Source organism: Arthrobacter sp. GW822-FHT05G07, from assembly GCF_058799755.1.
The window spans coordinates 270705-295007 of record NZ_JBXALT010000006.1 but is presented as its reverse complement, the minus strand read 5'-3'; the positions used below and the strand labels follow the sequence as shown (position 1 = coordinate 295007).

22 protein-coding genes are annotated in these 24303 nt (G+C 61.6%); 6 read left to right on the top strand and 16 right to left on the bottom strand.

The features are described 5' to 3' along the window. The first annotated feature begins 42 nt into the window (after nt 1–42). On the top strand, nt 43–2088 hold the full coding sequence (locus tag AC1RJY_RS12460) for a glycoside hydrolase family 3 protein (protein WP_498602402.1): 2046 nt from the start codon (nt 43–45) through the stop codon (nt 2086–2088). 6 nt (nt 2089–2094) lie between these two features. Here AC1RJY_RS12460 and AC1RJY_RS12455 read toward each other — a convergent pair whose 3' ends face one another. From AC1RJY_RS12455 to AC1RJY_RS12430, 6 genes are all read right to left on the bottom strand, one after another. Beyond that, nucleotides 2095–3105, bottom strand: coding sequence for a YdcF family protein (locus AC1RJY_RS12455; protein ID WP_498602401.1), 1011 nt, complete (start codon nt 3103–3105; stop codon nt 2095–2097). 22 nt (nt 3106–3127) lie between these two features. Continuing rightward, complete coding sequence (locus AC1RJY_RS12450) at nt 3128–3592, bottom strand: SgcJ/EcaC family oxidoreductase (RefSeq protein WP_498602400.1); 465 nt, start codon at nt 3590–3592, stop codon at nt 3128–3130. Next, on the bottom strand, nt 3592–4608 hold the full coding sequence (locus AC1RJY_RS12445) for a LacI family DNA-binding transcriptional regulator (protein WP_011776670.1): 1017 nt from the start codon (nt 4606–4608) through the stop codon (nt 3592–3594). Before AC1RJY_RS12445 ends, AC1RJY_RS12450 begins: the two co-directional genes overlap by 1 nt. A gap of 20 nt (nt 4609–4628) precedes the next feature. Next, the gene (locus AC1RJY_RS12440; RefSeq protein WP_210065354.1) at nt 4629–5528 is read right to left on the bottom strand and encodes a carbohydrate ABC transporter permease; all 900 of its coding nucleotides are present in this window, start codon (nt 5526–5528) and stop codon (nt 4629–4631) included. A 2-nt stretch (nt 5529–5530) separates the two neighbouring features. Continuing rightward, nucleotides 5531–6496: a carbohydrate ABC transporter permease gene (locus AC1RJY_RS12435; protein ID WP_498602433.1), complete on the bottom strand. Its 966-nt coding sequence runs from the start codon at nt 6494–6496 to the stop codon at nt 5531–5533. Between the two features lie 174 nt (nt 6497–6670). Continuing rightward, the gene (locus tag AC1RJY_RS12430; RefSeq protein ID WP_498602399.1) at nt 6671–7996 is read right to left on the bottom strand and encodes an ABC transporter substrate-binding protein; all 1326 of its coding nucleotides are present in this window, start codon (nt 7994–7996) and stop codon (nt 6671–6673) included. 193 nt (nt 7997–8189) lie between these two features. On the opposite strand from AC1RJY_RS12430, the gene AC1RJY_RS12425 reads away from it, so the two are divergent. Together AC1RJY_RS12425 and AC1RJY_RS12420 are read left to right on the top strand one after the other, a co-directional pair. Continuing rightward, nucleotides 8190–10232 (top strand): beta-galactosidase, encoded by a 2043-nt coding sequence (locus tag AC1RJY_RS12425; protein ID WP_498602398.1) that lies wholly within the window; start codon nt 8190–8192, stop codon nt 10230–10232. Between the two features lie 169 nt (nt 10233–10401). After that, entirely contained in the window at nt 10402–11079 is a 678-nt protein-coding gene (locus AC1RJY_RS12420; protein WP_011776675.1) for a hypothetical protein, read from the top strand. 19 nt (nt 11080–11098) lie between these two features. Here AC1RJY_RS12420 and AC1RJY_RS12415 read toward each other — a convergent pair whose 3' ends face one another. From AC1RJY_RS12415 to AC1RJY_RS12370, 10 genes are all read right to left on the bottom strand, one after another. After that, nucleotides 11099–11389, bottom strand: a complete 291-nt coding sequence (locus AC1RJY_RS12415; RefSeq protein WP_498602397.1) for an SOS response-associated peptidase family protein — start codon at nt 11387–11389, stop codon at nt 11099–11101. Beyond that, nucleotides 11382–12704 (bottom strand): AraC family transcriptional regulator, encoded by a 1323-nt coding sequence (locus AC1RJY_RS12410; RefSeq protein WP_498602396.1) that lies wholly within the window; start codon nt 12702–12704, stop codon nt 11382–11384. The genes AC1RJY_RS12415 and AC1RJY_RS12410 overlap by 8 nt, the downstream gene beginning before the upstream one ends. Nucleotides 12705–12972: 268 nt before the next feature. Then, nucleotides 12973–13692 (bottom strand): hypothetical protein, encoded by a 720-nt coding sequence (locus tag AC1RJY_RS12405; RefSeq protein WP_498602395.1) that lies wholly within the window; start codon nt 13690–13692, stop codon nt 12973–12975. A gap of 476 nt (nt 13693–14168) precedes the next feature. Next, on the bottom strand, nt 14169–14822 hold the full coding sequence (locus AC1RJY_RS12400) for an alpha/beta fold hydrolase (protein ID WP_498602394.1): 654 nt from the start codon (nt 14820–14822) through the stop codon (nt 14169–14171). 17 nt (nt 14823–14839) lie between these two features. Continuing rightward, nucleotides 14840–15244: a rhodanese-like domain-containing protein gene (locus AC1RJY_RS12395; RefSeq protein ID WP_210065341.1), complete on the bottom strand. Its 405-nt coding sequence runs from the start codon at nt 15242–15244 to the stop codon at nt 14840–14842. Beyond that, nucleotides 15241–16056 (bottom strand): IclR family transcriptional regulator, encoded by an 816-nt coding sequence (locus AC1RJY_RS12390; protein WP_011776680.1) that lies wholly within the window; start codon nt 16054–16056, stop codon nt 15241–15243. Before AC1RJY_RS12390 ends, AC1RJY_RS12395 begins: the two co-directional genes overlap by 4 nt. Then, on the bottom strand, nt 16057–17679 hold the full coding sequence (locus tag AC1RJY_RS12385; RefSeq protein ID WP_011776681.1) for a beta-N-acetylhexosaminidase: 1623 nt from the start codon (nt 17677–17679) through the stop codon (nt 16057–16059). After that, nucleotides 17676–18587 (bottom strand): carbohydrate ABC transporter permease, encoded by a 912-nt coding sequence (locus AC1RJY_RS12380; RefSeq protein WP_011776682.1) that lies wholly within the window; start codon nt 18585–18587, stop codon nt 17676–17678. Before AC1RJY_RS12380 ends, AC1RJY_RS12385 begins: the two co-directional genes overlap by 4 nt. Further along, entirely contained in the window at nt 18584–19576 is a 993-nt protein-coding gene (locus AC1RJY_RS12375) for a carbohydrate ABC transporter permease (RefSeq protein ID WP_498602393.1), read from the bottom strand. The genes AC1RJY_RS12380 and AC1RJY_RS12375 overlap by 4 nt, the downstream gene beginning before the upstream one ends. Nucleotides 19577–19619: 43 nt before the next feature. After that, complete coding sequence (locus AC1RJY_RS12370) at nt 19620–20912, bottom strand: extracellular solute-binding protein (RefSeq protein ID WP_011776684.1); 1293 nt, start codon at nt 20910–20912, stop codon at nt 19620–19622. A 280-nt stretch (nt 20913–21192) separates the two neighbouring features. On the opposite strand from AC1RJY_RS12370, the gene AC1RJY_RS12365 reads away from it, so the two are divergent. From AC1RJY_RS12365 to AC1RJY_RS12355, 3 genes are read left to right on the top strand one after another with little or no spacing between them, the layout of a single operon-like run. Beyond that, entirely contained in the window at nt 21193–21558 is a 366-nt protein-coding gene (locus AC1RJY_RS12365) for a metal-sensitive transcriptional regulator (RefSeq protein WP_014923270.1), read from the top strand. Nucleotides 21559–21607: 49 nt separating this feature from the next. Next, nucleotides 21608–21841, top strand: coding sequence for a heavy-metal-associated domain-containing protein (locus AC1RJY_RS12360; RefSeq protein ID WP_043471595.1), 234 nt, complete (start codon nt 21608–21610; stop codon nt 21839–21841). 8 nt (nt 21842–21849) lie between these two features. Beyond that, nucleotides 21850–24279 (top strand): heavy metal translocating P-type ATPase, encoded by a 2430-nt coding sequence (locus AC1RJY_RS12355; RefSeq protein WP_498602392.1) that lies wholly within the window; start codon nt 21850–21852, stop codon nt 24277–24279. The last annotated feature ends 24 nt before the right edge of the window (nt 24280–24303 follow it).

Sequence of the window (24303 nt, the reverse complement as noted above, 5' to 3'; positions counted from 1 at the left end):
GCAGACCTCAACCACAACAAGGACGATGGGATTGGGATTCACATGCAAAGACAACGAACATCACTCATGACGGCGGCCGCCACGGCGCTGCTCATGACGGGCGCGGGGGTCATCACCGCGGCGGGCACGGCAGTCGCAGCCCCACCCACCACCGCGGGAACTACGACGACGGTCTCCGCCTCGCCTGACATCGAGGCGATGATTGCCGGCATGACGCTGGACGAAAAGATCGGCCAGATGACGTGGACTCACGTTTACGGTTCATCGGCGGACGACGCCTCCATGGCAGCAAAGAATCAAGAACGGTACGGCGTCAATACACCCGCCGAGGTGGTGGAAAAGTACAACCTTGGCGGCGTTCTCTACTTTGCATGGTCCGGCAACACCAACAACCCGCAGCAGGTTGCGGGCCTTTCCAACGGCTTGCAGCAAACGGCCTTGCGAGAGGACGGGAACGGCATTCCACTGGCAGTCACCATCGACCAGGAAGGCGGTTTGGTTGCCCGCATTGGGCCGCCCGCCACAGTCCTCCCGGGCAACATGGCCCTCGGCGCCACCGCGGATGCGAATCTTGCCAAAGCACAAGGTGAAATCCTTGGCTCCGAAATGCGCGCCATGGGTATCAACGTTGATTTCGCGCCGGTCCTTGACCTGAACTCCAACCCTGACAACCCGGTCATCGGAATCCGATCCATGGGCGAGGACCCGGCCCTGGTCAGTGCCCTCGGTGTTGCCCAGATCGAAGGCATTCAAGCGCACAACGTAGGCGCGGCCGCCAAGCACTTCCCCGGCCACGGCGACACCTCAGTGGATTCCCACTACGGACTGCCCACCGTCACCTACGATCGCGCAACACTCAATGAGCACCTGAAACCCTTCAAAGCTGCCATTGACGGCGGGGTGGACATGGTCATGACGGCCCACATCATTGTTGAGGCCATCGACGCGGAAATGCCCGGCACCCTGTCCCACAAGGTACTCACCGGTTTGCTTCGCGATGAGATGGGCTTCAAGGGGTTGGTGACAACTGATGCCTTGGATATGGCCGCAATGGCCGCCGAGTGGCCCCAGGAAGAAATCGCCGTCAAAGCGATCCAGGCCGGATCTGACATCCTCCTCAACTCCCCGGACGTGGACGCGTCGTTCGCCGGGGTTCGCGCCGCCGTCGAATCCGGCGAGATCACCGAGACCCGCCTGGATGAGTCCGTCCGACGGATCATTGAATGGAAGGTCAAGCGTGGGGTCTTCGAGCAGCCTATGGCAGACCCCGCCGCGGTGGACACCCTGGTGGGAAGCGCAGAGAACCTGGCCACGGCAAAGCTGATCTCCGACCGCGCCGTCACCTTGGTACGCAATGAGAACGGAGTCTTGCCGCTCGCTTCGGGCAGCTCGGTGCTCATGGTGGGTGCCGGTTCAGCGTGGCCCGAGCTCGCGGGACCAATGCTCAAGGATCAGGGATTCACGGTCACCGAAGACTACGAGGATGGGGCCTCGCCCTCCGCGGCCTACCGCGCACGTGCGGTGGCTGCCGCCGGCAACGTCGATGCCGTGGTCTTCGCTTCCTACAACGCAACCAGCAATGCTGCGCAGCAACAGATGGTCGCGGAACTCGCCGCCACCGGCACACCGGTGATCGTTGTGGCAACCCGCAATCCCTACGACATCAACGTCTTCCCCGGCGCCGACGCCGTACTTAACAGTTATGGAGTCAAAGAGGTCAATTTCCACGGTGCTGTCCGTGCCATCTCAGGTGCGGTCAACCCCAGCGGCAAGCTGCCGGTCAACGTGCCGAAGGCCGACGCCAGCGGTGTCCTCCTGCCGTTGGGCTTCGGGCTGAGCTACGAAATTACGACGCCGGCCCCCGTCACCTTCACGGACCGCCCGGGTCATGGGCAGGACGGTTACACCATCCCCTCCGTCCCGGGTGTTGCGTACCTGATTGACGGCAAGGAAGTCGCCGCCGGAAGCTACAGGAAGCCTTCAGGCACTGTGACCGTCACAGCGGAACGGCTGCCCGGGTATGTCTTCACCGACGGTTCCGTCACCGAGTGGACGCACACCTTCACCACAGGGATCCCCAAATCCTAGGAGAAGCTAAACCACCGTTGAGTTCATCAGTGCGACCGTGATGAGCAGGGCAATCCCGAACATCGGCAGGCAAAGAATGATGTTGGTCAGGCGGTTGTCCCTCATCACGGCCACGAACTCCCGGAGGAAGGCGCTGGGCACAAAGTATCTGGCCGTGGGAGCACCCACAACCTCGGCATTGATCTTCTGGCGCCGGGATAGGAGCGCGGCGCGGAGCACGTGGTAATTGTTGGTGCACACAAGCAGCGGACCCTGAATGCCTTTGTCTGCCAGCAGGGCAACGGAATACGCGAGGTTCTCTCGGGTGGTGGTGGCCTGGTTCTCTTCCAAAACATCCTTGGCCGCCGCCCCCTTTGCCACCAGGTAGTCCTTCATCGCGGTGGACTCCGGCCGGGGTTCGTCCGGGCCTTGGCCCCCGGAAGGCACCAAGATGGGCTTGGCCGGGGTGCCGCCGTCGTAAATTTCCAAAGCCTTGTTCAAGCGGGCGGCGAGCAACGGCGGGACCTTGCCATCAATCAGCCCGGAACCGAGGACGATGACGGCCGCCGGGTTAGGGCTGAAACGCATCTTGGAATACACCACTGCGTAGCCCAAAAAAACCACGAATGCGCAGCCGAGGTAGGAACAGAGGAAGAAAGCGAGAGCGGCTATGCCCGCCAGCACCGGCTGCCCGCTCAGCACGAAAAGGAACGCGATGACGGGGGCCAGGAACACCGCGAGTCCCACCGCAAACGGCAAGAAACTGGTGATCCCAGGCCCTTCCCTGCGGACCATCGTGACGCCGTTGGCGATCAGGAAGCCCGCAAACACAAAGATGCTCACCACCGGTACCACCAAGACCACCAGGTTCAACCATTCGAACCACGGGTTCAGGTCGATGAGCAAGTCCAGCACGGCCTGCAGGAGGAACCACGCAGCCACAAGCAGGAGCACCCCGTTGCGGAGCCGGCGCCGGTCCGACTGGAACGAGGCAAGGAAGAGCCCCGCAAAGAGAAGTCCGAGGACCAGATTCAGCATGATCCAAGCCTATGCGCTGGGGCTATTGCCCTTGCCCGGGCGTCTCGTACGGCTCCGGGGTTAGACGGCCATCTGCGGCAACATTGGTCTGCTTCCCGGGGACGATGTCCGTGTTCTGGGCGCTGACCGCGAGCCATCGGCCGTCACTTTGACGCACGGCCGTGAAGCTGATGACTCCCCGTCTGGGCCCTGATCTCTCGCCGGTGGGCGTGATCTGGCCGGTCATGGACCACCTCGCGTGGACAACGGCCACCTCGGTGCCGAGCTCCCGGACTTTGACCTTTTCCAACACCATCTCCGTGTCCGGAAACATGTGCCGGAAACCATAGTCGTGGTTGAACCGGATCTGCCTGCGGTTGTTCCACCACATGCCCACGACGTTCACAAAGTCGGCGTCCTCCACGAACAGCTCCGCCAGCGCCGCGGGATCAGCCACATTCCACGCTCTGGCGAAACCGTCGGCTACGTCGCGGGGGCTCGGTTTCATCACGCCGATTCGCGGATAACCAGTTCGGTGGGGATGGTGACGGCGGCGGGGCGTTTGCCGCTGATGACGTCCAAGAGCAGCCGCACCATTTCCTCGCTGATGCGGTCGAACGGCTGCCGGACGGTGGTGAGCGGGGGCGCCGCCTCTTGCGAGGTACTGATGTCATCAAAGCCGACGACGGCGACATCACCCGGGATTGTCAGACCGGCTTCGCGCAAAACATCCATTGCGCCGAGTGCCATGAGGTCGTTCGCAGCGAAAACGGCATCGATGTTCTTGGTGCGACCGAGAAGTTCACGCATCGCTTTGGCCCCGCTGTCGCGGCTGTAGTCACCCTGGGCAATGAGCTCTTCATCGATATCCGCACCTTGATCGTCCCGGTACGCTTCGAGTCGCCGCGTACCGCCGGAGGTGTCCGCAGGGCCGGCGATGGTGGCAATCCGCTGCCGGCCGCCGTCGCGAAGGTACCGCAAAACGTCGCGAGCGCCCTCGTAATCGTCGGCAGCGACGTAACCCATTTTCTTCTCGAAGCCCAAGGGGGCGCCACAAGCGATCGCCGGGACACCCGCGGAAATGATGTCCGCGATGATGCCCTTCCTGCTGCCATGGGAGGAGATGAGGAGGACACCATCAACGTGGCCTGCTGTGAGGAAGTCGGTGGCTCGCCGTTGTTCATCATCGGTGCCGGCCATGATCAGGACCAGCGGGATGTCATGCACAGCCAGAGCGTCCGCTGCGCCGCGCATGAGGACAGCGAAGTTGGGGTCCTCGAAGAGACGTTCTTGGGTCTCAGTGAGCAGGAAAGCCACGGAATTGGCGCGGTTGGTGGCGAGATTCCTTGCGTGCGGGTTGACTCGGTAGCCCGTCTTCTTGATCGCGGCGTTGACAGCGGCCAGAGCCGACGGGCTGACCCAGTGGCCACCGTTGAGAACCCGGGAAACCGTACCTCGCGATACGCCGGCTTCTGCGGCCACATCGTCGATTTTGGGCCGTGGCCTGGGGGCGGATTGCGTCATGACCCAAAGCCTACCTACCGCTAGGCCTTCACGGCGCCAGCGGCAAGATCCACCTTCCAATAGCGCTGCAGGAGAAGGAACATGATCACCAACGGCACGATTGACAGCAGCGCGCCGGCGAGCACCAGCGTGTACAGGGCGGGTGCTGAAGCGCCTTGGTTCAACAGACCGTTAAGTCCCACAGTGACCGGGAACAATTGGTCGTCGCCGAGCATGATGTACGGCAGCATGAAGTTGTTCCAAATGGCCACGAACTGGAACAGGAAAATGGTCACCAGGCCAGGCAACATCATGGGTGCAGCAATGCGGTTGAAGATATACATTTCCCTGGCCCCCTCGGTTCGGGCGGCCTCAATGACATCACCGGGAACGGAGGCCGCGGCGTAGATCCGCGCCAAGTAAATGCCGTACGGGCTGATGATCTGCGGCAAGAGCACCGACCAGTAGGTGTTGGTGAGGCCGGCTTGGGCCAGCATCAGGTATTGCGGGATGGCGAGGATGACGCCGGGAACCAGCACCCCCATGAGCAGGACCTTGAAGACACCGGACTTGCCCGGGAAATCAAACTTCGCCAAGACGTAGCCGGAAAGCGCAGAGACCCACGTGGACACGACGGCTCCGACGCCCGCGTACAGGGCCGTGTTGAGCATCCAGCGCCAGAACAGGCCATCGCGATATTCGGTGAGCTCCACGATGTTGTCCCAGAGGTGAGTGCTGGGAGCCAAGGTAAACGTGGAGAACAGCTCAGTGCCGTCCTTGCTCGCGGCAGCCACTACCCAGATCACGGGGAACAGGCAGTACAGCGCACCAAGGATCAGGATTCCGGTGGAAAGGTAACTGGGCTTTTCCTTGACGTACTCCGCCTTGGTTGCCTTGGGATTGGTTCTGTTGGATTTTCGGGAAGTGGCGAGGGCAGTCACGGTCAGTTCTCCTGTCCGAAGGCCCGCTTCTGCACGATGCGCAGGAACAGGAACGAAATGATGAAGGTTGCCAGGGCAATCACGATGCTGGTGGCAGCCGCGGAAAAGACATCGTTGCGCGTGAAGGCATCGCGATACACCAGCATCAGCGGGGACCAGCTCGTGGAAAGGCTGTTGGCCAGAGGGCGCAGCGTGGTGGGTTCAGCGAAGACCTGCAGCGTGGCGATCATCGAGAACAGGGCGGTCATCACCAGCGATGGCGCGATGATGGGGATCTTGATGCGCAGGGCCGTCTGGATTTCAGAGCAGCCGTCCAGCTTGGCGGCCTCGTAGATTTCGCTGGGAACGGCCTTCAGCGAGGTGTACATAACGATCATGTTGAAGCCGACGCCACCCCAGAGGGCGATATTGCAGATGGCGAACGTCACCAGGTTGGGATCCAGCAGCGAAGGCAGTTCCATTCCGAACTGCCTGGCCAGGAAGTGGAACGGGCTGACGCCGGGGAGGTAAAGGAAGCCCCACAAGAGCGAGCTGATCACAGCCGGTACTGCATACGGCAGGAAGATGGCCGTGCGGGAGAAACTACCGGCACGTGTGCGCCGGGAGTCCAGCAGGAGTGCAAACAGCAGGGCAAAGCCGAGCATCAGGGGGATGAGGATGAGCCCGTAAGTGAGGACCCGCAGGACGCTGCCAAGGAATTCCGGGTCCGTCAGGGAGCTGACGTAGTTGTCCAAACCGGCGAAGGCCGTGCTCTGTGAGCCTTTGCCGAGGCCCAGTCCGCTGACCTTCTTCTTCTGGAAGCTGAGCACCAAGGTGTAGATGATGGGCGCTGCCATGAAGACGAGGAAAAGGATGATGCCCGGCGCGAGCATTGCGTAGGGGATGAGCACCCGGGATTTGAAGTTCTTCGACTTCCTCGGGGTTCCGGCTGCAGTATCGGCCGCCGGACCGGGCCTGGTTACGGTCATTGCCACGGGTGCACTTCCTTGTGGTGGATCGACGTGTGGTGATTCTGGTTCGAACTGTGGTGATTCGATGTGGGACAGCGTGCGCGGGAGGGTGCCAGGCGTCTCGCCGGCGGACACCCTCCCACGCTGAATCGGCTACTCTGAACCGCTGCTTGGAACTGCTGCTTGGCGCGGTTACTTGACCGTGAAGCCGGTCTTCTTCAGGTCATCTACGGTGACCTGCTGCATGTTGCTGACTGCATCCAGGAAGGCACTCTTCTGCTTGGACTGTGCAGCCTTGGCGAACTGATCGTTGTAGGCGTTGTAGGCCACGTTGACGTTAGGACCGTAGGTGAAGGAGCCCACGTTCTGCGCCGCCTCACCAACAACATCGTAGAAATCGGGCTGGTTGGAGAAGAATGCGGGAGCCTTGGTCAGGGCAGACTTCGCGCCTTCGTTGTCTGCCGGGTAGATGCCGGCCACCTCAACCAGGGCCTTTACGGCTTCGGGATCGGTGTTCAGCCACGTGGCGAATTTGGCCGCGGCGTCGAGGTTCTTGGACTGCGAGGTCACAGCAGTGGAAGATCCACCCCAGTTGCCGGTGGACGGCTTGGATGCGTCCCACTGCGGCATGGGCGCCACTTTCCACGTGCCGGCTGTGGATCCGGCGTTGCCCTCCAGAACGCCCGGGCCCCAGGCCGCGCTGAGCCAGCCAACCTGCTTGCCGGTGTTGAGTGCCGTGTTCCACTCCGGGGTGTACATGGGCTTGTTGTCGATGACACCCTCTTCCACGAGGCCGCCCCAGTATTCAGCCACCTTTTCTGTGGGCTCTTCGGCGATCTTCACGTTCCAGGCGTCGCCATCGACACCCCACCAGGAGGCTCCGGCCTGCTGGGCCATGCCGGTAAACCATCCGGCGTCGTTGGAAGAGAACGTTCCCAGGTAGGCCTCGGGGTCAGCTGCATGAACGGTCTTTGCTGCCGCCGCGTACTCGTCCCAGGTTTTAGGAACAGCGATGCCCAGCTTCTCGAAGATGTCCGCGCGGTAGTAGAACACCATGGGGCCGGTATCCTGCGGCACGGAGTACAGGGCATCGCCGCCCAGCGTCACATCGTTCCAGACGCCATCGGGGAAGTGGCTCTTGGTGTCGTTTGCCACGGTGCCGGAAAGATCGGCGAGCGCATCGGCTGCTACCAGGGTGGGGATCTTCTGGTATTCGGCCTGGATCAGGTCCGGGGCGCCGCTGCCGGCCTTGATTGCGGTGAGCAGCTTGGTGACGGCCGGGTCTCCGCCGTCCTGCTTGTTCACGGTGACGTGGATGTTGGGGTTTTTCTCATTCCAGAGTTCCACCACCTTGTCCAGGTTGGGGGCCCAAGCCCAGTAGGTCAGTTCCACTTTCTGGTTGGGATCGCTGGTGGCCGCGCTTTGGCTGCCTGCCGTGGAACCTCCTGAACAACCTGCGGCGAGCATTGTGGCCGCTGCGAGCATGGCTACGGCGCCTGCACGAAATGACTTGCGCATTTCGTCCTCCTTGTCGAAAAGCTGAATTGTGCTGTCTGGGATTCACCGCTCATCCGAACTGGGGTCGCATGACTGTGAGCGGTTCCAGTTAGACACAGCCGTGTGATCCATGTCAACACCAAATAGCATCTAGTCAGGGCGACTAGGGCTGTGATAATACTGGGAGCGCACACAGTTCTAAGGAGATCATTCGATGACAGACGTCCTGCAGGCCCCCGCCACCCAACGCGCACCCGCGCCTTGGGTACAGCGACCGGCCGGCCTTTGCTACGGCGGGGATTACAACCCCGAGCAATGGCCCCGCGAGGTCTGGGTGGAAGACATCGCGCTGATGAAAGACGCCGGGATCAACTTGGTCAGCATCGGCATCTTCTCCTGGGTGTTGCTCGAACCACGCGAAGGTGAATACCACTTCGAATGGCTTGATGACTTGATGGACCTGCTGGCCGATGCCGGCATCAGCGTGGACCTCGGAACACCTACGGCGGCACCGCCCGCATGGTTCTGGAAGAAGTACCCCCAGTCGCGTCCCGTGACCCGCGAGGGCGTCACCTTGGGCAACGGATCGCGTGGCATGGCCAGCCCCAGCTCGCCGGAATACCGCCGGGCGGCCACCAACATCACCGAACAGCTCGCACGCCGCTACGCTTCCCACCCCGCGCTGGTTCTTTGGCACGTCCACAATGAATTCGGCGCACCGGTCAGTGAGTCCTACGACGCGCAGTCCGTGCTGGCGTTCCGCGATTGGCTCCGCCACCGTTATGGCACCTTGGACGCCCTGAACCAGGCCTGGGGCACCCTTTTCTGGGGGCAGAAGTACGGCGAGTGGGATGAGATCGACGCACCCAGGCTTTCAGCCAGCGTCAGCAACCAGGCACAGCGGCTCGACTTCCGCCGGTTCACCTCGGACGCCATGCTGCAGTGCTTCATTGCCGAGCGCGATGTCATCAAAAAGTACACGCCCCACCTTCCGGTGACCACCAACTTCATGGCCACCAACTGCCTTTCAGCTGACTACTGGGCCTGGGCCAAGGAAGTGGACATCGTTGCGAACGACCACTACCTGGTTGCGCAGCGCACGGACAACCACGTTCTTCTCTCCATGGATGCCGACCTCACGCGATCCCTGGCGGGCAACCGGCCCTGGATGCTGATGGAACACTCCACCGGGGCCGTGAACTGGCAGGGACGGAACATCGCCAAACGGCCGGGCGAATTAGCCCGCAACAGCCTGTCCCACCTGGCCCGCGGGGCGGACGCCATCATGTTCTTCCAGTTCCGCGCATCCCGCTATGGCGCGGAAAAGTTTCACTCCGCCATGCTCCCGCACGCCGGCACCGGTACCCGGATCTGGCGCGAGGTCATGGACTTGGGCGAAGACCTCGGGAAACTCTCCCCTGTGAAGGGCTCCGTCGTGAAGTCTCGCGTGGCCATCCTCTGGGACGTGGAATCATTCTGGGCGCAAGATCTTGAATGGCGGCCCAGCAGCGATCTTGACCACCGCGAACGGATCGAATCCTTCTACTCCGTCCTGTGGAACCGCGGGATCAGTGTGGACTTCGCCCACCCCGAAGCCGACCTCTCCGGTTACGACCTGGTCCTCGCCCCGGCCCTCTACCTGGTGGGTGACAAGGCAGCCGCAAACATCAGCCGCTACGTCCACGACGGCGGACATCTGATGGTGTCCTATTTCTCCGGCATCGTCGATGCCAACGACACCGTCCCAGCAGGCGCCTCCCCCGGTGGCCTCCGCGACGTCCTCGGTTTGGAGATCCACGAATTCCTGCCCTTGCGTGAGAACGAAACCGTCACCATGGGCAACGGCGCCACCGGAACCGTTTGGTCGGAGGAAATTCACCCCGACACCGCCAACGTGCTGAGCCGCTATGTTGACGGCCCTGCGGCCGCCGGCCCGGCCATTACGCGGAACGAATTCGGCGACGGCACCGCTTGGTACATTTCCACAAAGCTCGACGGCGGCCACCTCGCCGACGTCGTACTGGACGCCGTGAGGGCGGCAGGAATTGAGCCTGGCGTCCAACCACCGGCGGGGCTGGAGGTTGCTTCACGCGATTCAGAGGATGGCATTTTCACCTTCCTGATCAACCACACGGATGCCGACGCTGAATACCCGGCGAGTGGACGCAACCTGATCTCCGGCGAGGACGTCAGCGGAACAGCACACATTCCCGCCGGCACCATCTGCGTGGTCCACACCCCAGCGGAACAGCGCTGACCCTGCTGGAACCAGACGGCCGGCCCGGACCGATTACGGTTCGGGCCGGCATTCCACCCCCGCGGATTGCCACCCGCCGTCGAGCTGCCACCCGCCGTCGTGCTGGTCCTCCCTCTGAGGGGCCCGTGGTAGATTCGATAGGCGCAAAAACGCAAACAAGGGGTTGATCATGAGCGATGCACGGACATCCCGGCCGCGGCATTTCCAAGCTGTCGCTGCGTCGCTGCTGCTGGTCACCGTAGCTGGCGGCCTATCAGCGTGCCGCGAGGAAAAGCGACCCGCGCCCCCTTACCCGGCGGTTGAATGGCAAGGAACTCCGCCCAGTGCGCCCATAGAAGCCGACCCCTGGGTCATTGCAGCCCGCAAATCCCTCGAGGCCCAGGCTGTGGCACAAAACATTACGGACTTCACCTTGCCCGAACTGGTGGAGACCACTGCCCTGGACCTCCGCGTTCGCCTTTCCAGGCATCCCGTGAATGACGTCACACAGAAACGACGCCCGGACATCCGCCCGGGACCCGATCCTTTCCTCCCTATGGAGGTCAAGCCAGGTCCGGCTGCAGGCACTGCCGAGGTTCGCGGTTGCGTGGTGCGTTGGGCGTCCGAAACAGGCGACGTGCCGGATGAGATGAGTGCCTCCGGCGTGATGTTCCGGATGGAACACCTCGAGGCAGGGCAACTGCGGATCAGCAGCGTGGTTACTCTTCCCGATCTGGACTGCAGTACCGCTACACCACCCATTGCATTGTTCGTGCCTGCTCCCGAGCCGTCCGATGTCACTGACGTCCAGGATGTTGTACGGGCAAAGCCAGCCGAAATCGACCCTGAGTACGTCGACCCTGAGTAAATAGGCCCTGAGTACTGCCTTAATGAGGACTTGGTGAGGTCCACCAGTCGGTCAGGTCAGGGTCAAGCCATTCCGCGAAGCGGTCTTTCGGAATGATGACCGGCGACCGGTTGTGGACGCGGCCTAACGCGTCCTGGGCGGTTGTGGTCAGGACCGTGCAGGTCCGCAGCCACCGTTCGGGGCCGTACTCGGGCAGCGCGGGGGCGGGCCAGAAATCGTGCAGGCCGGCGAAGCCCAGCAGCGGTACTTTCTCTGAGAACAGATAGTTCGGGATCCTTTTGCCGTCTTTGCTGAATTCGGGTTCATTCATTGAAAGCCCTGGACCGGGCCTCTCCCATGGATATGCCGTAGTGCTTCTTGAACGCGATTGATGCGGAATTGTAGGTGGAGAATCCTGTTTGCAGGGCGGCGTCTGCAAGGGAGATTGATCTGCTCCGGCGTATGAGCCTGGAGAGCTCATTCAGACGCCTCAAACGGAGGGCCCGACCAGGGGGCAGCCCATTGGCCGCGAAGACCCGATGAAGGGTTCTTTCACTCACGCCGAGCTCCTTAGCCAACGTCTCTGTTGTGAAGGCCGGATCCCGGTAACGTCGCGCTATATGTTCAAGTGCGTGCGTGAAGAGTTCGGAGACCTCGGAGCTGGCCTGCATGCGCCTAAGAAGCAATCCGGCGGTATGCCGAGCCACCTCGAGCCCATCTGCGAGATCGCGCGTTGAAGACGATCGGGCCAGCGAAATCAAAACATTCACTACTGCGACGAGCATCTTCACAGGAGCATTAGGTGGGAGAACCTGCGATCGGGATGCCTGACCGTGAGCGCGGCTTCCCGTCAACGAAACGCGCACCACTCGTGACATCGCAAGCGTCGAGTACGAGAACCTGCCGCTGTGAATCAAAACGACGTCACCATCCGTAACGGTGATCACACGCCCCTGCAGCGCCAGCTTGATGCTGCCTGTCACAATCACAAGGAGCACAGGACCGTTCGGCGCATTCCCGGCAAGAGTATATGAGGTTCCCCTAATCTCATCGATCAAGATCCCAGCAGCAGTCAGATGGAATGTCCTAAATTCGGGAGCAGGCTCGCGAAAACTAACATTGCCACCCAGACGGCGTGAAAGCTCGCCTACTGACATCGTCCCCGTGCTGCCTAGCCCTAGCCGGACGGCGGCCTCCGCGCCCGCTTCTTCGACCATCGACCGCCCCCCGTGGCGGTGAGGTTCGAGTCGTTCATTTTCGGCGGCCCACCCCTCCACGATAGCGAGCATGATGAGGTAATCAGGGACCATTTTGGCGGCATTACAGAAGGCTCTGAGGTCGAGCATCGTTTCTCGGATTCCCACCCCGTGGTAAGCACGGGATCCTCCGAGTCGTGAAACGGCAGCGTGCAGATCGCCGCCCCTGATCTTTATATTGGTGAGCGCCTGGACTTCCGGAACGAGCCAATCAGAGGCGCGCATCCATCCGGTTCGCAGACTCACATGATTCCAGTACTTTTGGAGCTCCAGGGATCTTCCTTCGAGCCCTTTCGGGGAAATTTTGGGGACGTCTTCCATGAAAACGTAGTACAAACGGATTGGTATTCGTGTCGCAATCCTGGGCAGCTTTTGCGAAACTTTGCTCATTCGGGATAATAGGTCGCCTGCGACCGGGCCACAGGGAACCCTCCGCAAACGTGCATGGATTCCTGCAGGGTGCACACTTGCTGCCGTCGAGTAGTATCAGGCTGCCTCAAGGCCATCTAGCCGCAGTGGAACCGTCGAGTAGTTCTCATGCACGGATAAACCGCAATCCGGCCCGCTCCAGCGCTGCGAGGTTCCCTTCGCGGTTCCCGCCCCTGCGGAAAAATGGGGACCACAACACGTCGGAAGCAGGCCGGACAATCACTGAACATCACGGGTAGTAAATGACGAACTGGTTATTCTTCCAATTCACATCCTGGATATCCTCATTGTTGGAAAGATCGGTTTCTTCGTAGAACCCCGCGTTGGCACCCAGGTCAATTCGGGACCGGAATGAGGTGTAGTACCAGTATTTACCGTTCGGGTTCACCACAGAGTCTGAGACCGGTTGAGTGTAGACCCTGAACGTCACGGTAAATGACTCGCTCGGAAGGAAGGGCCGGAGAAGGGTGTAGTTTTCAACGATTCTGATGACATCTGACCCTCCTGTCGATGAAACGACTTCGGCCGTGCTTCCTGTATAGGTGTACTCGCTGGCGAGAAGCGAAGAAGCGACAACCTCGTATCCAGCCAGCGGCGTGTACTCTCTATTCGTTCTCGTTGAAACATTCTGGCCAATGTAAGTCACCGCAAAATGGGTACCGGCGGGCAATATCACCGCTGAGCTGTTGGTAAATGTTGCAGTAGCTGTGAGTGGTTGGGTGAACTCCGAGAAGGCCCGCACCTCCTCATTTGACTCTGTATCGAAAGTTGTGATTGGCGGAACCTCTTGGATATCCCCAATCGTTGTCGCGAGATCAATCTCAGGAAGCTGAGAAGCGCTTGCCGCTGGTGCGGCCACGGCTGCGACGACGACCGGAACACTCCAGGCGGACATTTTCGTGATAGTTCTGCGAGATACGCCAGAATTCATGTGGTCATTAATAGTCATTTTCTCTTTCATCACTTCTCAGGACAAACTCTCAGCTACCGCGTTCAACAATGGCTCATCGATCGGCGCAATCATCCTCAGATGGCGCTTTTTTAACTACGAAGTGTGAATCTGGCCCGCAGAGGTCCTAGAACTACCCAGACTTTGCCGTTCACCTAGGTAACATGTGAGTGATTTTTCGGACTTTGGATGCGAAAGAGTTTTTACGGCAGGGCAGCGACCTGGGTGCCGACCCCTGCAAGGGCTAGCGCTGGCCGCCAGGGGGATAACCCACTCCTCTGGATTCCCGGCATCTTCCTGGGCGCCACCAACGCGAGCGCATGCGATGAGGCCGCGAGGATCCGCGAGAGTGTGGCGGTTGGCTTTGACGTCCCGCGTCGAGCTGGCTGCGTTGGAGACGGTCGGGTAGGGGCCGTTGGGGATTTCGCCAACGAACTCTGGGTGCGTCGGCATCGATCCACACGTTGGCAGGTTCGCTAGGACCGCTCCCGCGCCGTCCGCTGGGCAAAATCGTTGAGGGCCGCCGCAACAGCGTCCGGGTGGCTCAGGGTGGCGTAGTGGCCCCCGGGGATTTCCACGGGCTCGATCCCAAGCCGCTGTTGTACCTGCCGCCTCATGAACGGCGCTGGAAAAAACTGGTCGTCACGGCACAGGATGGCCAGGGTGGGCACGTCCGGATGACGGCCAGGCCAGGGTCCTGACATCCAGGCGCCTTGCTGGTCCCGCTCCCGGTCAGTGGCCTGCTGTGCCAAATCTTCAGGGACCAGGTTGAAGTACGCCTCTTCGGGGATGGCCTCTCGATCATGCCCCGTGTTGGTCCACCAGTCGCCGAAGGTCTCGCCCGGCATCGGAATCATGGCCGAGAGGTACACCAGGCCGTCGGAGTGGAGTTCGTCGCAGACCAACGGCGCCGTGAAGCCACCCAGCGAATGCCCCACCACGATGGTGTGCTCGGCATCGCCAACCGCGTCCGTCACAGCGCGGGTATAGTCCTCAAGCCCGGCGTTCTTGTCTTCGATGGGCAGGTCGACGGCAACCACGCCATGCCCGGACGCTTCGAGCAGCGGGCTCACCAGATGCCAGTCCCATGCCGTGGAACCACCGCCGTGAATCAGTACGAAAACAGCCATCATTCCCCCGTTTCAGCTCAGGCCGTGTGTGCTGTCACCAGCGCATCCGGTGCACCTTGTACGGGCCCCGCGGCTGTCTCAACGGGGAGCCCGTTTCGGATCCAATACTCGATTCCGCCGATCATTTCCTTCACCGAATACCCCAGTTCCGCGAAGGCCAGCGCAGCGAACGTGCTGCCGTTGCACCCTGGGCCCCAGGAATAGACCACCACTCGGGAGCCGGCTGGGACAAGTTGCTCCGCGAGGGCCGGTATCTGTGCGGTCGGAATATGTACGGCGCCTGGAATATGTCCGTGGTCCCATGAGGATTGGCGGCGGGTATCCACCACAATCCAGGTGCCGGGCGCTGACTCTGCCACTTCCATGACGTCGATCTCGCACTCCAGCTTCGCGCGAAAGTATTCAGATGCAGTAATACTCATGCGAGTTTCGCCAACTTCGCAGACGCCCGCCGGGAGCCCAGCTTGGCGGAAATCCGGAGGCTTGTCTCTGCGGCCATCGGCCCGACTTCACGGACACGCTTGGCGGTCATCCGGGAGGACAAGGAAGAGACAGACAGCGCTGCCACCACGTGATCGTCATGCCCGAAGATCGGGGCGGCAACGCAGCGAACCTCCGGTTCATTCTCCCGGTCATCAATGGAATACCCGCGCCGCCGGATGGCTTCAAAATCAGCTCGGAGCAGTGTCGGGTCCGTGATGGTTTTGTCCGTGAGGGGTTCCAAGTTTCCTGCCAGGATCGGTCCCACCACTTCCTCCGGACTGAACGCGAGCATGGCCTTCCCAACTGCAGTGCAATAGGCCGGCATGGTGGCGCCCACCCGCGACGCCATGCGCACCGTGGCTTCGTCCTCCACTTTGTCCAGGTAGACAACGTCGTGCCCGGAAAGAACCACCAAATGGCAAGTGCTTTCCGTGGCACGCATGAGAGTCCGGAGTTCGCCGTTGGCCACGCTGCGTAGATCCACGCGATCCAGGTAGGACTGTCCCAGCCGCAAACAGCCATGGCCCAGGCGGAACTTGCCTGTCTCGTGGTCACGCTCCAGCAGGTTTTCTTCAAGCAGAGGCGCAGCCAAACGCAACAACGTGCTCTTGTTGAGACCGGAGAGCCGGGTGAGCTCCACGAGTGCAAGCCCATCACCATTGCCTGGTTCCTCGGCCACCACAGTCAGCAAAGCCAGTGCCTTGCGCAGCGATGCCGAGGAATTGCGGGCATCCTTGCCTTCAGTAGTCACTCAGTTCCTCACGAGCTGCTCGGCGTCGTAATCGCGTTTCCAACCCTCCACACCCGGCCGCTGCTGCCATGGCGCGGGACCGGACAAAGGCCGATACTCCACGCCCATGGCCTCGAGCCGCGCCAAGTGTGCACCTGTGAGTCGGGTCAGGAACTCATCGTAGTCCCGGCCCGCGGGGTTGGACCAGAACACTTCGGAGATGGCGCTGAGGCGCGGGAACGCTGCGAACTGCACGCGGCGCGGTGAATCCAAGTGCTCGCTCCAGATGTTGGCTTGGGCTCCTAGGAGCCTGCCCGGGAAGTCCGTGCCTTCAACTCCTGGCAACGGCTCAAACTCGTAGACAGCCTGCAAGGTGGTCACGAAACCAACGGGGACGGGTTCGTCGTCACCGTCGGCCTGGCGGTGGTCCAGGTAGAGCTTGTGCTCAGGGCACATCACAACGTCGTAGCCCTTGCGCAGGGCGTCAATCCCGCCTTCGTACCCGCGCCAGGACGCCACAAGCGCACCGTCCGGAAGGCCGCCGTCGCCGATCTCGTCCCACACGGACGTGGCGCGGCCGTGGTGCTTCAGATGCAACGCCAGCTGCCCGACGAACCAACTGTGCAAGCCGGAAACGTCGTCCAAGCCCAACTCTGCAGCCTTTGCCTGTGCTTGGGCACTCGCCTGCCATTGCGTGAGTGGCACTTCGTCGCCGCCCAGGCTTATCCACGGGGAGGGGAAGATCTCCACCACCTCGTCCAGGACATTCCGGTAGAACTCCAGCGAGGTTTCGGAGACTTCCAAGACGGTCTCATTGATGCCCCACCGCGTCCATACCTCCACAGGAGATGAACCATCAGCCGGGCCCGCACCGAGCTCCGGATACGCCGCGATGGCAGCTTGGCTGTGGCCCGGAACATCGATCTCCGGGATGACAGTGATATGCCGGTCCGCGGCGAACGCCACGATCTCCCGGAGATCGTCCTGCGTATAGAAACCACCGTGTGGGCGGCCGTCGAATACTCCTGCGCGCCAGGAACCAAGCGACGACTCCCGGCGCCACGCACCAGTTTCGGTCAGCTTGGGGTAGCGGTTAATTTGCATCCGCCAGCCCTGATCGTCCGTGAGGTGCAGGTGAAGAACGTTGAGTTTGTGCATGGCCATCACCTCGATGAACCGGAGCACGTTGTCCTTGGGCATGAAGTGCCGCGCGACATCCAGCATGGTCCCGCGGTAGCCGAATCGCGGCTTGTCCTCCACAGACACACGGGGAACCGACCATCCCTCAACAGCAACAACAGGAGCCTGCCTCAACGCCGCTGGTCCCAACAACTGCAATAGCGTCTGCGCGCCGTAGAAAGCGCCAGCGGCGCCACCCGCAGAAATCACGACGGCGTCACTCACCTCCAAGCGGTAGGCCTCGGCGTCCAGCGAAGGGTCCAGCAGGAGGCGGATGCCCGCCTCACGAGCAGGCGCGGGAGCCAGGTCCCAACCCGTAGCTCCGCCCAAAGCCCGGGTGAGCCAGCGGCGAGGACCGCGCAGTTCAGGGTCGGCACCCACGGAAGTGCCGGCGTCGAGCTCCAACTCGCCCGTGCCTGCGGAGAAGGACCACGGGGCTGGGATCAACTGGTGAAACGCGCTCATCCCTTCACCGCCCCGGCCAGTCCGGACACGAGCTTGCGCTGGACTGATACGAAGAAGATCAGCACTGGAATGGTCATGATGACCGAGCCGGCCATGATGGCTCCCCAATCGTTTTGGTCGGGCTTGAAGAACGTCAGCAAAGCCATGGGCAGCGTCTGATTCTCCTGGGCGGAAATGATGAAGGTCTTGGCGAACAGGAAGTCGTTCCACGTGGAAATGAACGAGAAAACGGAACATGCCACCACACCCGGCGCCACCAAAGGGAACAGGATGGAGCGGACAAAGCGGAAGCTGCTGGCGCCGTCCAAACGGGCAGCCTCCTCGACTTCCAGCGGAACAGCGGCCACGAAACCACGCAGCATCCAGATGGCGAACGGAATACTGAAGCCGACATGGACCAACACCAGCGAGCCCAGTTGGTTCAGGCCTACCAACGGGATGGCCTCACCGGCATTGCGCAGCAGGAAAAAGAGCGGAATGGTCAGGGCTTCCACAGGCACCATCTGCGAAACCAGGATGATGATCAGCAGCTTGGTGCGCATCTTGAAGTTGTAGCGGGTCAACGCCACAGCCGCGAGGAACGCCAAGATGGTGGAAAGCACCACAACCACCAGCGCCACGATCACGCTGTTCAGGAAATACTGGCCAAAATTGTTCACACCCAGGACGCGCCCGAACGAGTCCAGCGACGGTTCCAGTGTGTACGGCGCCGCATCACCGGCGTCGAGCGCTGTTTTGGGCTTCAGCGCGGACAGCACCATCCAGAACAGCGGAAAGGCAACGATCAGCGCGATGACAATCGCGGCGGCATCCGCCCCGAAGCGACGCTTGCCCTGCTTGCGCAGCTTCTGCGGAGCCTCGGCTTTAGTGGTTCGGCGCGGGACTGATGAAACGTCGACGGCGGTCATAGGGCTTCGCCTGTTCTCTTGAGGATCCGGAGGTACACCAGCGTGATGACCATGAGCAGCGCGGTCATGATCACACCGAGCGCGGAACCGAGGCCATAGAGGCTCGCGGCGAACGCCTGCTGGTAGCCGTAGACGTTGAGCACCAGGTTCTGGCCGGCGATCCCGCCACCGTTGGTCATGATGTAGATCTGCGAGAAGATCTTGAAGTTCCAAATAATGGATTGGATGGTCACCACGATCACGATAGGCCTGAGCATCGGGAGCATGATGCTGCGGGCAATGCGGGGCATGGAAGCGCCATCAATTCTGGCGGCTTCAATGACCTCCATGGGGATGGCCTGGATGCCTGCGTAGACCGTGACCAGCACGAACGGGAACGAGCACCACACCACTTCGCTGGCTACAAGTCCGAAGGCCGACCATTTGTCGTAGGTCCATGAGTAGCCCTCGAACTGCGTCAGCCCGATGGCCACCAGCGTCTTATTGACCAGGCCCAGGGTGGGCTCGAACAGGAACAACCACACCGCGCTGCCCGTGACGGCCGGGGTAGCCCATGCACCGAGCGACACCACGAACAGCATCGAACGGACCCACGGGCGCAGCCTGGTGGCCAGCACCGCCAACGAACTGCCCACCAGCAAGGTGAAGACCACGCAGGCAGTGGCGAAGACCACCGTGTTGCCTAGAACAGTCCAGAACTGCGGATCAGCGAAGAGCTTCTGGTAGTTCTCCAGACCCACAAAATTCAGGGGTGCCTTGCCGCTGACTTGCGCCTGGCGGTAGTCATACAGGGAGACGTTGATCAGCTGGAAGATCGGGTAGCCGAGCAGTGCGATCAGGACGATGAAGGCCGGGGCAAGATAGAGCCAGGGCTCCAGACCGCGCTTTCCGTTGGTGAAACGCCGGGACTTGCGGGTCGCCGTCGTCGGGCCTTTGCCTGGCGTACCGCCCTGCGGTGTCTCAGGCAGAACCGGGGTGAGCGCTGTCATGATGCGCCTTTGGTTGTTGGACTTTGTGATGGGCCGCAGCGCATTACTTGGACCCGAATGCCGTGTTCATTGCCGTTGCGGCCTCAGTGGTTGCGGCGTTGACGTCAGCCTTGCCCGTGACCACCTTCTGGTACATGCCGGTGAAGACACCCTGGGCATCGATGGTGGACCAGCTCTCAGTTACCGGGACAAACTTGGTTCCGGCGGCCAGGGTGTTGATGAACGGTTCAACCTGCTTGTTGTTCTCCGCCACGGACTTCTGGACATCGCTGAACGTGGGGAGGTTGCCCATGGAATCGAACATCTTCTGCTGATACTTCTTGCTGGCCAGGAGCTTCACGAAGTCAGCTGCCAAGGTGCGGCGTTCGCTGCTGTTGAAGACACCCAGATTGTTGCCGCCGGCGAAGGCCGGCGCGATGGAGCCTGCAGTCTTCCCTGGAACCGGAACCACTGCGAACTTGTCCTTAATGGCGCTGGCCGCAACGGCCTTGTAGTTGAAGTCGCCGCCAATGGTCATGGCCGACTTGCCTGCAATGAACTGCTGGACGCTGGCGTTGCCGCCGAACTCCGCGCAGGTCTGGGCCGGGCAGATGTCGTCCTTGAGGAGGCGAGAGTAGGCTGCGACGCCTTCGCGGGACTCAGCGGAGTCCAGGCCGGCAACGAACGTATCGCCTTCCTTCGTAGCGATCTCGCCGCCGTTGGCCCACAGATACGGCATGGCAGAGAACTGCGCCGCGCCGCCGACGGAGATGCCCAGCAGCTCCGGGTTTGCTGCGCGAACGGCGCGGGCAACGGTTTCTATCTCATCCAAGGTCTTGGGTACCTCAAGACCGAGCTGCTGCAGGAGGTCAGTGCGGTAGTAGAGGGCACGAACGCCGACGAACCATGGCACACCGTAGTTCTTGCCATCGATCTCGGTGGTGTCCAGGATCTTCTGGTCCAGGTCCTTCGCCTCATCCCAGGACGTGATGTCCTCGGTGACGTCGGCCAAGCCGCCGGACGCAACGTAGCTGGCGAGGTCGGTGTTGCCGAACTCGGCCACGTCCGGGGCGCTGGAAGGATCGTTGAACGCGGCCTTGAAGCGTTCGGCGCGGCTGTCTACTGGAATGTACTGGACGTCGATCTTGGCACCACTGTGTGCCGCTTCGAATTCAGTAACGGCTTCCTTGACCACTGCGGACTTGGGATCCTGGTTGACCTCGGAGAAGAGCCAAACGCGGACAGTGCCCGTCTGCTCGTCCGAGCTGGAGGCTGCATTGTTTGACGTGGGCGGAGCGCAAGCGGTCAATGCGAGCGCTGCGATGGCTATTGCCGCGGCGGAGCGTGCGAGTTTCAAGTGTCCTCCATGGAGAAATGTTGGGTTCCGCGGGATTTCCCCCTCCGCGGCTATGAGACCAAACACTATGAACGCGCAGGTGTGGGCGGAAGCACATTTACCAAAAGGTTTGCATTGCAAAACAAGAATCCAATTTTAAGGTGTTTTGGTCTATACCTAGATCGCGTTTTGGTCTAGTCCTTTGGCTTCCTGCGACTCGACGGGTGCGCAGCCGAGGTTCGGGCTATATACCCCCAGGGGGTACTTGACGCGATACCCCCTATGGGTATAGCTTCGAGTTATGAGCACGCCAGACCTGAGCATGAGCCATCCGGATGCACCCATCATCGAGGTGGATCTGGAGCACGCCGCACCCCACGGGTACACCAGCAACAAGGACGCGTACCTCAAACGCTTGAAGCGGATTGAGGGGCAGGTCCGAGGTATTGCGCGCATGGTGGAGGACGACAAATACTGCATCGACATCCTCACCCAAGTAGCAGCCGCAACCAAGGCACTCCATGCGGTCAGCCTGGGACTCGTTGAAGAGCACATCGGCCACTGTGTGGTGGGTGCAGCCTCCGAGCCCAATCCCGAAGCCCGCGCCGAACAGATCGACGCCAAAGTGAAGGAGGCCACCGATGCCATCGGGCGCCTGCTGCGGTAACTCCGCCACCAACCACCACACCATTCAACTCATCACCAAGGAGCACGCCATGAGCCAGACCATCCAGACCAACGTCAACGTTTCGGGTATGACCTGCGGCCACTGTGTCTCCAGCGTCAGCGAAGAAATCGAATCGCTCAGCGGCGTCGAAAACGTGGCAGTGGATCTCAACCCCGGTGGCCTGTCCACTGTGACCATCACCTCAACCAAGGAGCTCTCGCCGTCGGAAATTGGCGAGGCCGTGGCAGAAGCCGGCTACCTGGTGGTAGCCAACGAAGCTTAGGAGTCCTCTTGAGTAGCCAGGAGACTTTCAACCAACCCGCACACAGGGTCATCGAGCTGGACATCGAGGGCATGACCTGCGCCTCGTGTGTCAATCGAGTGGAACGAAAACTGGGAAAACTCGAGGGTGTAGAGGCCAGCGTCAACCTGCCCCTCGAATCAGCCCACGTCACAGTCCCAGCATCAGTGACGGATCAGCAGATCGTGGACACCGTCAACGCCACCGGCTACAAAGCCACCGTCCGCCAAGCCCCGGCGGCCCACGGACACACCTCCACCAAACAAACCCACGAACGTGGCGCCGCTGTAACGATGCCACGCGGCGAAGCCGGCGGCGTGCGGCAGCATGCGTCTAAGGGAGGCACGACCGAGCATGCAGAGCACGGCGCCGACTTCGCCGCCCAAGCCAACCACGGCGAGCACGGCGAGCACGCTACACACGAAGACCACATGGCCCACGGCCCAGCAGCCTCTACACTGCGCCCCCGCCTGATCGTCGCGGCCCTCCTGACCATCCCCGTGTTCGCAATCTCCATGATCCCCGCGTTGCAGTTCGCCAACTGGGGATGGGTTGTAGGTGCGCTTGCCCTACCAGTGGTGAGCTGGGCGGCCTGGCCCTTCCACCGGGCAGCGGCCATCAACGCACGGCACTTCGCTTCCACCATGGACACGCTCGTTTCCATTGGCGTCATCGCCGCCTACCTCTATTCGGCGTGGCAACTCTTTGTGGATCCCCGGATGACCGAACACCCCGGCATGGAAAACATGTCCGGTGGTGGCCTCTACTTTGAGGTCGCTGCGGTGGTCACAACGTTCCTGCTTCTGGGTCGCTACCTTGAAGCCAACGCCAAGGCCAAAGCGGGCAATGCCCTCAAGGCACTGCTGAATCTGGGCGCCAAGGATGCAACCATCCTGGTGGATGGCGTCGAGCAGAAGATTCCCGCGGATCAGCTCCTCGTGGACGACGTCATCGTTGTCCGCCCGGGCGAAAAGATCGCTACCGACGGCGTGGTCACGGACGGTGCATCCGCCGTCGACGCCTCACTTGTCACGGGCGAATCGGTGCCGGTGGAGGTTGGACCGGGCAGCTTGGTGACGGGCGCTACCATCAACACTTCCGGCCGGCTGCTGGTCCGGGCCACCCGCGTGGGCTCCGACACTACGCTCGCCCAGATGGGGCGTCTGGTCAGTCAGGCGCAGACGGGCAAGGCGCCCATTGCGCGGCTCGCTGACAGGATCAGCTCTGTCTTCGTCCCGATTGTCCTGGTTATCGCCTTGGCCACGTTCCTTCTGTGGCTGTTCTTCTCGGGCGACCTCAACGCAGCCTTCACCGCCGCCGTCGCCGTCCTGGTCATCGCTTGCCCCTGCGCCCTGGGCCTGGCAACTCCCGTCGGGCTACTGACGGGGACGGGCCGCGGAGCTCAGCTGGGCATCCTCATCAAGGGCCCTCAGGTTCTTGAGGACACTCGCCACGTGGACACCATCCTGCTGGACAAGACGGGCACCGTGACCAGTGGCAAGCTCGCTGTGGACCACACAACGGGCCTCAACGGCTACTCGCCGGCCACCGTCTTGACGTTGGCCGGAGCGGTTGAGTCGGCATCAGAGCATCCGATCGCGCACGCAATTGCGGCCGCGGCGAAGGACGCCATGCGCGACGCCGGCACTCTCCCTGGTGTTGACGGCTTCAGTTCCGCTCCCGGCGGCGGCGTCAGGGGGTCCGTTGCAGTTGACGGGGTCTCCAAGATGGTGGTCGTCGGACGCTCGGGCTGGCTGGAGGAGAACGGCATCCCGCTCGATTCAAGCCAACGGGAAGCCCTCACGGCCGAAGAAAACGGCGGCGCCACTGCTATCTGGGTTGCGGTGGACGGCAAGGCCGCCGGAATCGTGAGCCTGAGCGACACCATCAAACCTGGCTCGGCAGCTGCGATACAGAAGCTTAAGGGAATGGGAATTCGGCCCATCCTGCTGACCGGCGACAATGCTGCAGTTGCCGCCCAGGTGGCTGCCGCCGTCGGGATCTCACCGGACGACGTGTTCGCCGGCGTACTGCCGGAGGGGAAAGTTGAGGCGGTCAGGAAGCTGCAGGCATCCGGTGCGACGGTTGCCATGGCCGGTGACGGCGTGAACGACGCCGCGGCCTTGGCACAGTCGGACCTTGGAATCGCGATGGGATCCGGCACGGATGTGGCGATAGAAGCCTCGGATTTGACGGTGATGGGCAGTGACCTGGGTCAGCTGGTGCAGGCGATTGAGCTGTCCCGCAAGACCCTGTCCACCATCAAGACCAACCTGTTCTGGGCGTTCTTCTACAACGCAATCGGCATCCCGGTGGCAGCACTCGGGTTCCTGAACCCGATGATCGCCGGCGCAGCAATGGCAGCCAGCTCGGTGCTGGTAGTAGCGAACTCGCTGAGGCTGCGCTCGTTCGGTAAGTAGACCCAACTGACTGGCAGTAGTGGT

Bases quoted from the DNA above. Each gene is read 5' to 3' on its own strand.
- AC1RJY_RS12405 (WP_498602395.1), bottom strand. From the start codon at position 13,692: ATGACTATTAATGACCACATGAATTCTGGCGTATCTCGCAGAACTATC.
- AC1RJY_RS12445 (WP_011776670.1), bottom strand. From the start codon at position 4,608: ATGACGCAATCCGCCCCCAGGCCACGGCCCAAAATCGACGATGTGGCC.
- AC1RJY_RS12450 (WP_498602400.1), bottom strand. From the start codon at position 3,592: ATGAAACCGAGCCCCCGCGACGTAGCCGACGGTTTCGCCAGAGCGTGG.
- AC1RJY_RS12360 (WP_043471595.1), top strand. From the start codon at position 21,608: ATGAGCCAGACCATCCAGACCAACGTCAACGTTTCGGGTATGACCTGC.
- AC1RJY_RS12380 (WP_011776682.1), bottom strand. From the start codon at position 18,587: ATGACCGCCGTCGACGTTTCATCAGTCCCGCGCCGAACCACTAAAGCC.
- AC1RJY_RS12430 (WP_498602399.1), bottom strand. From the start codon at position 7,996: ATGCGCAAGTCATTTCGTGCAGGCGCCGTAGCCATGCTCGCAGCGGCC.
- AC1RJY_RS12375 (WP_498602393.1), bottom strand. From the start codon at position 19,576: ATGACAGCGCTCACCCCGGTTCTGCCTGAGACACCGCAGGGCGGTACG.
- AC1RJY_RS12385 (WP_011776681.1), bottom strand. From the start codon at position 17,679: ATGAGCGCGTTTCACCAGTTGATCCCAGCCCCGTGGTCCTTCTCCGCA.
- AC1RJY_RS12435 (WP_498602433.1), bottom strand. From the start codon at position 6,496: ATGACCGTAACCAGGCCCGGTCCGGCGGCCGATACTGCAGCCGGAACC.
- AC1RJY_RS12460 (WP_498602402.1), top strand. From the start codon at position 43: ATGCAAAGACAACGAACATCACTCATGACGGCGGCCGCCACGGCGCTG.
- AC1RJY_RS12365 (WP_014923270.1), top strand. From the start codon at position 21,193: ATGAGCACGCCAGACCTGAGCATGAGCCATCCGGATGCACCCATCATC.
- AC1RJY_RS12395 (WP_210065341.1), bottom strand. From the start codon at position 15,244: ATGAGTATTACTGCATCTGAATACTTTCGCGCGAAGCTGGAGTGCGAG.
- AC1RJY_RS12415 (WP_498602397.1), bottom strand. From the start codon at position 11,389: ATGAATGAACCCGAATTCAGCAAAGACGGCAAAAGGATCCCGAACTAT.
- AC1RJY_RS12425 (WP_498602398.1), top strand. From the start codon at position 8,190: ATGACAGACGTCCTGCAGGCCCCCGCCACCCAACGCGCACCCGCGCCT.
- AC1RJY_RS12455 (WP_498602401.1), bottom strand. From the start codon at position 3,105: ATGCTGAATCTGGTCCTCGGACTTCTCTTTGCGGGGCTCTTCCTTGCC.
- AC1RJY_RS12410 (WP_498602396.1), bottom strand. From the start codon at position 12,704: ATGAGCAAAGTTTCGCAAAAGCTGCCCAGGATTGCGACACGAATACCA.
- AC1RJY_RS12420 (WP_011776675.1), top strand. From the start codon at position 10,402: ATGAGCGATGCACGGACATCCCGGCCGCGGCATTTCCAAGCTGTCGCT.
- AC1RJY_RS12400 (WP_498602394.1), bottom strand. From the start codon at position 14,822: ATGGCTGTTTTCGTACTGATTCACGGCGGTGGTTCCACGGCATGGGAC.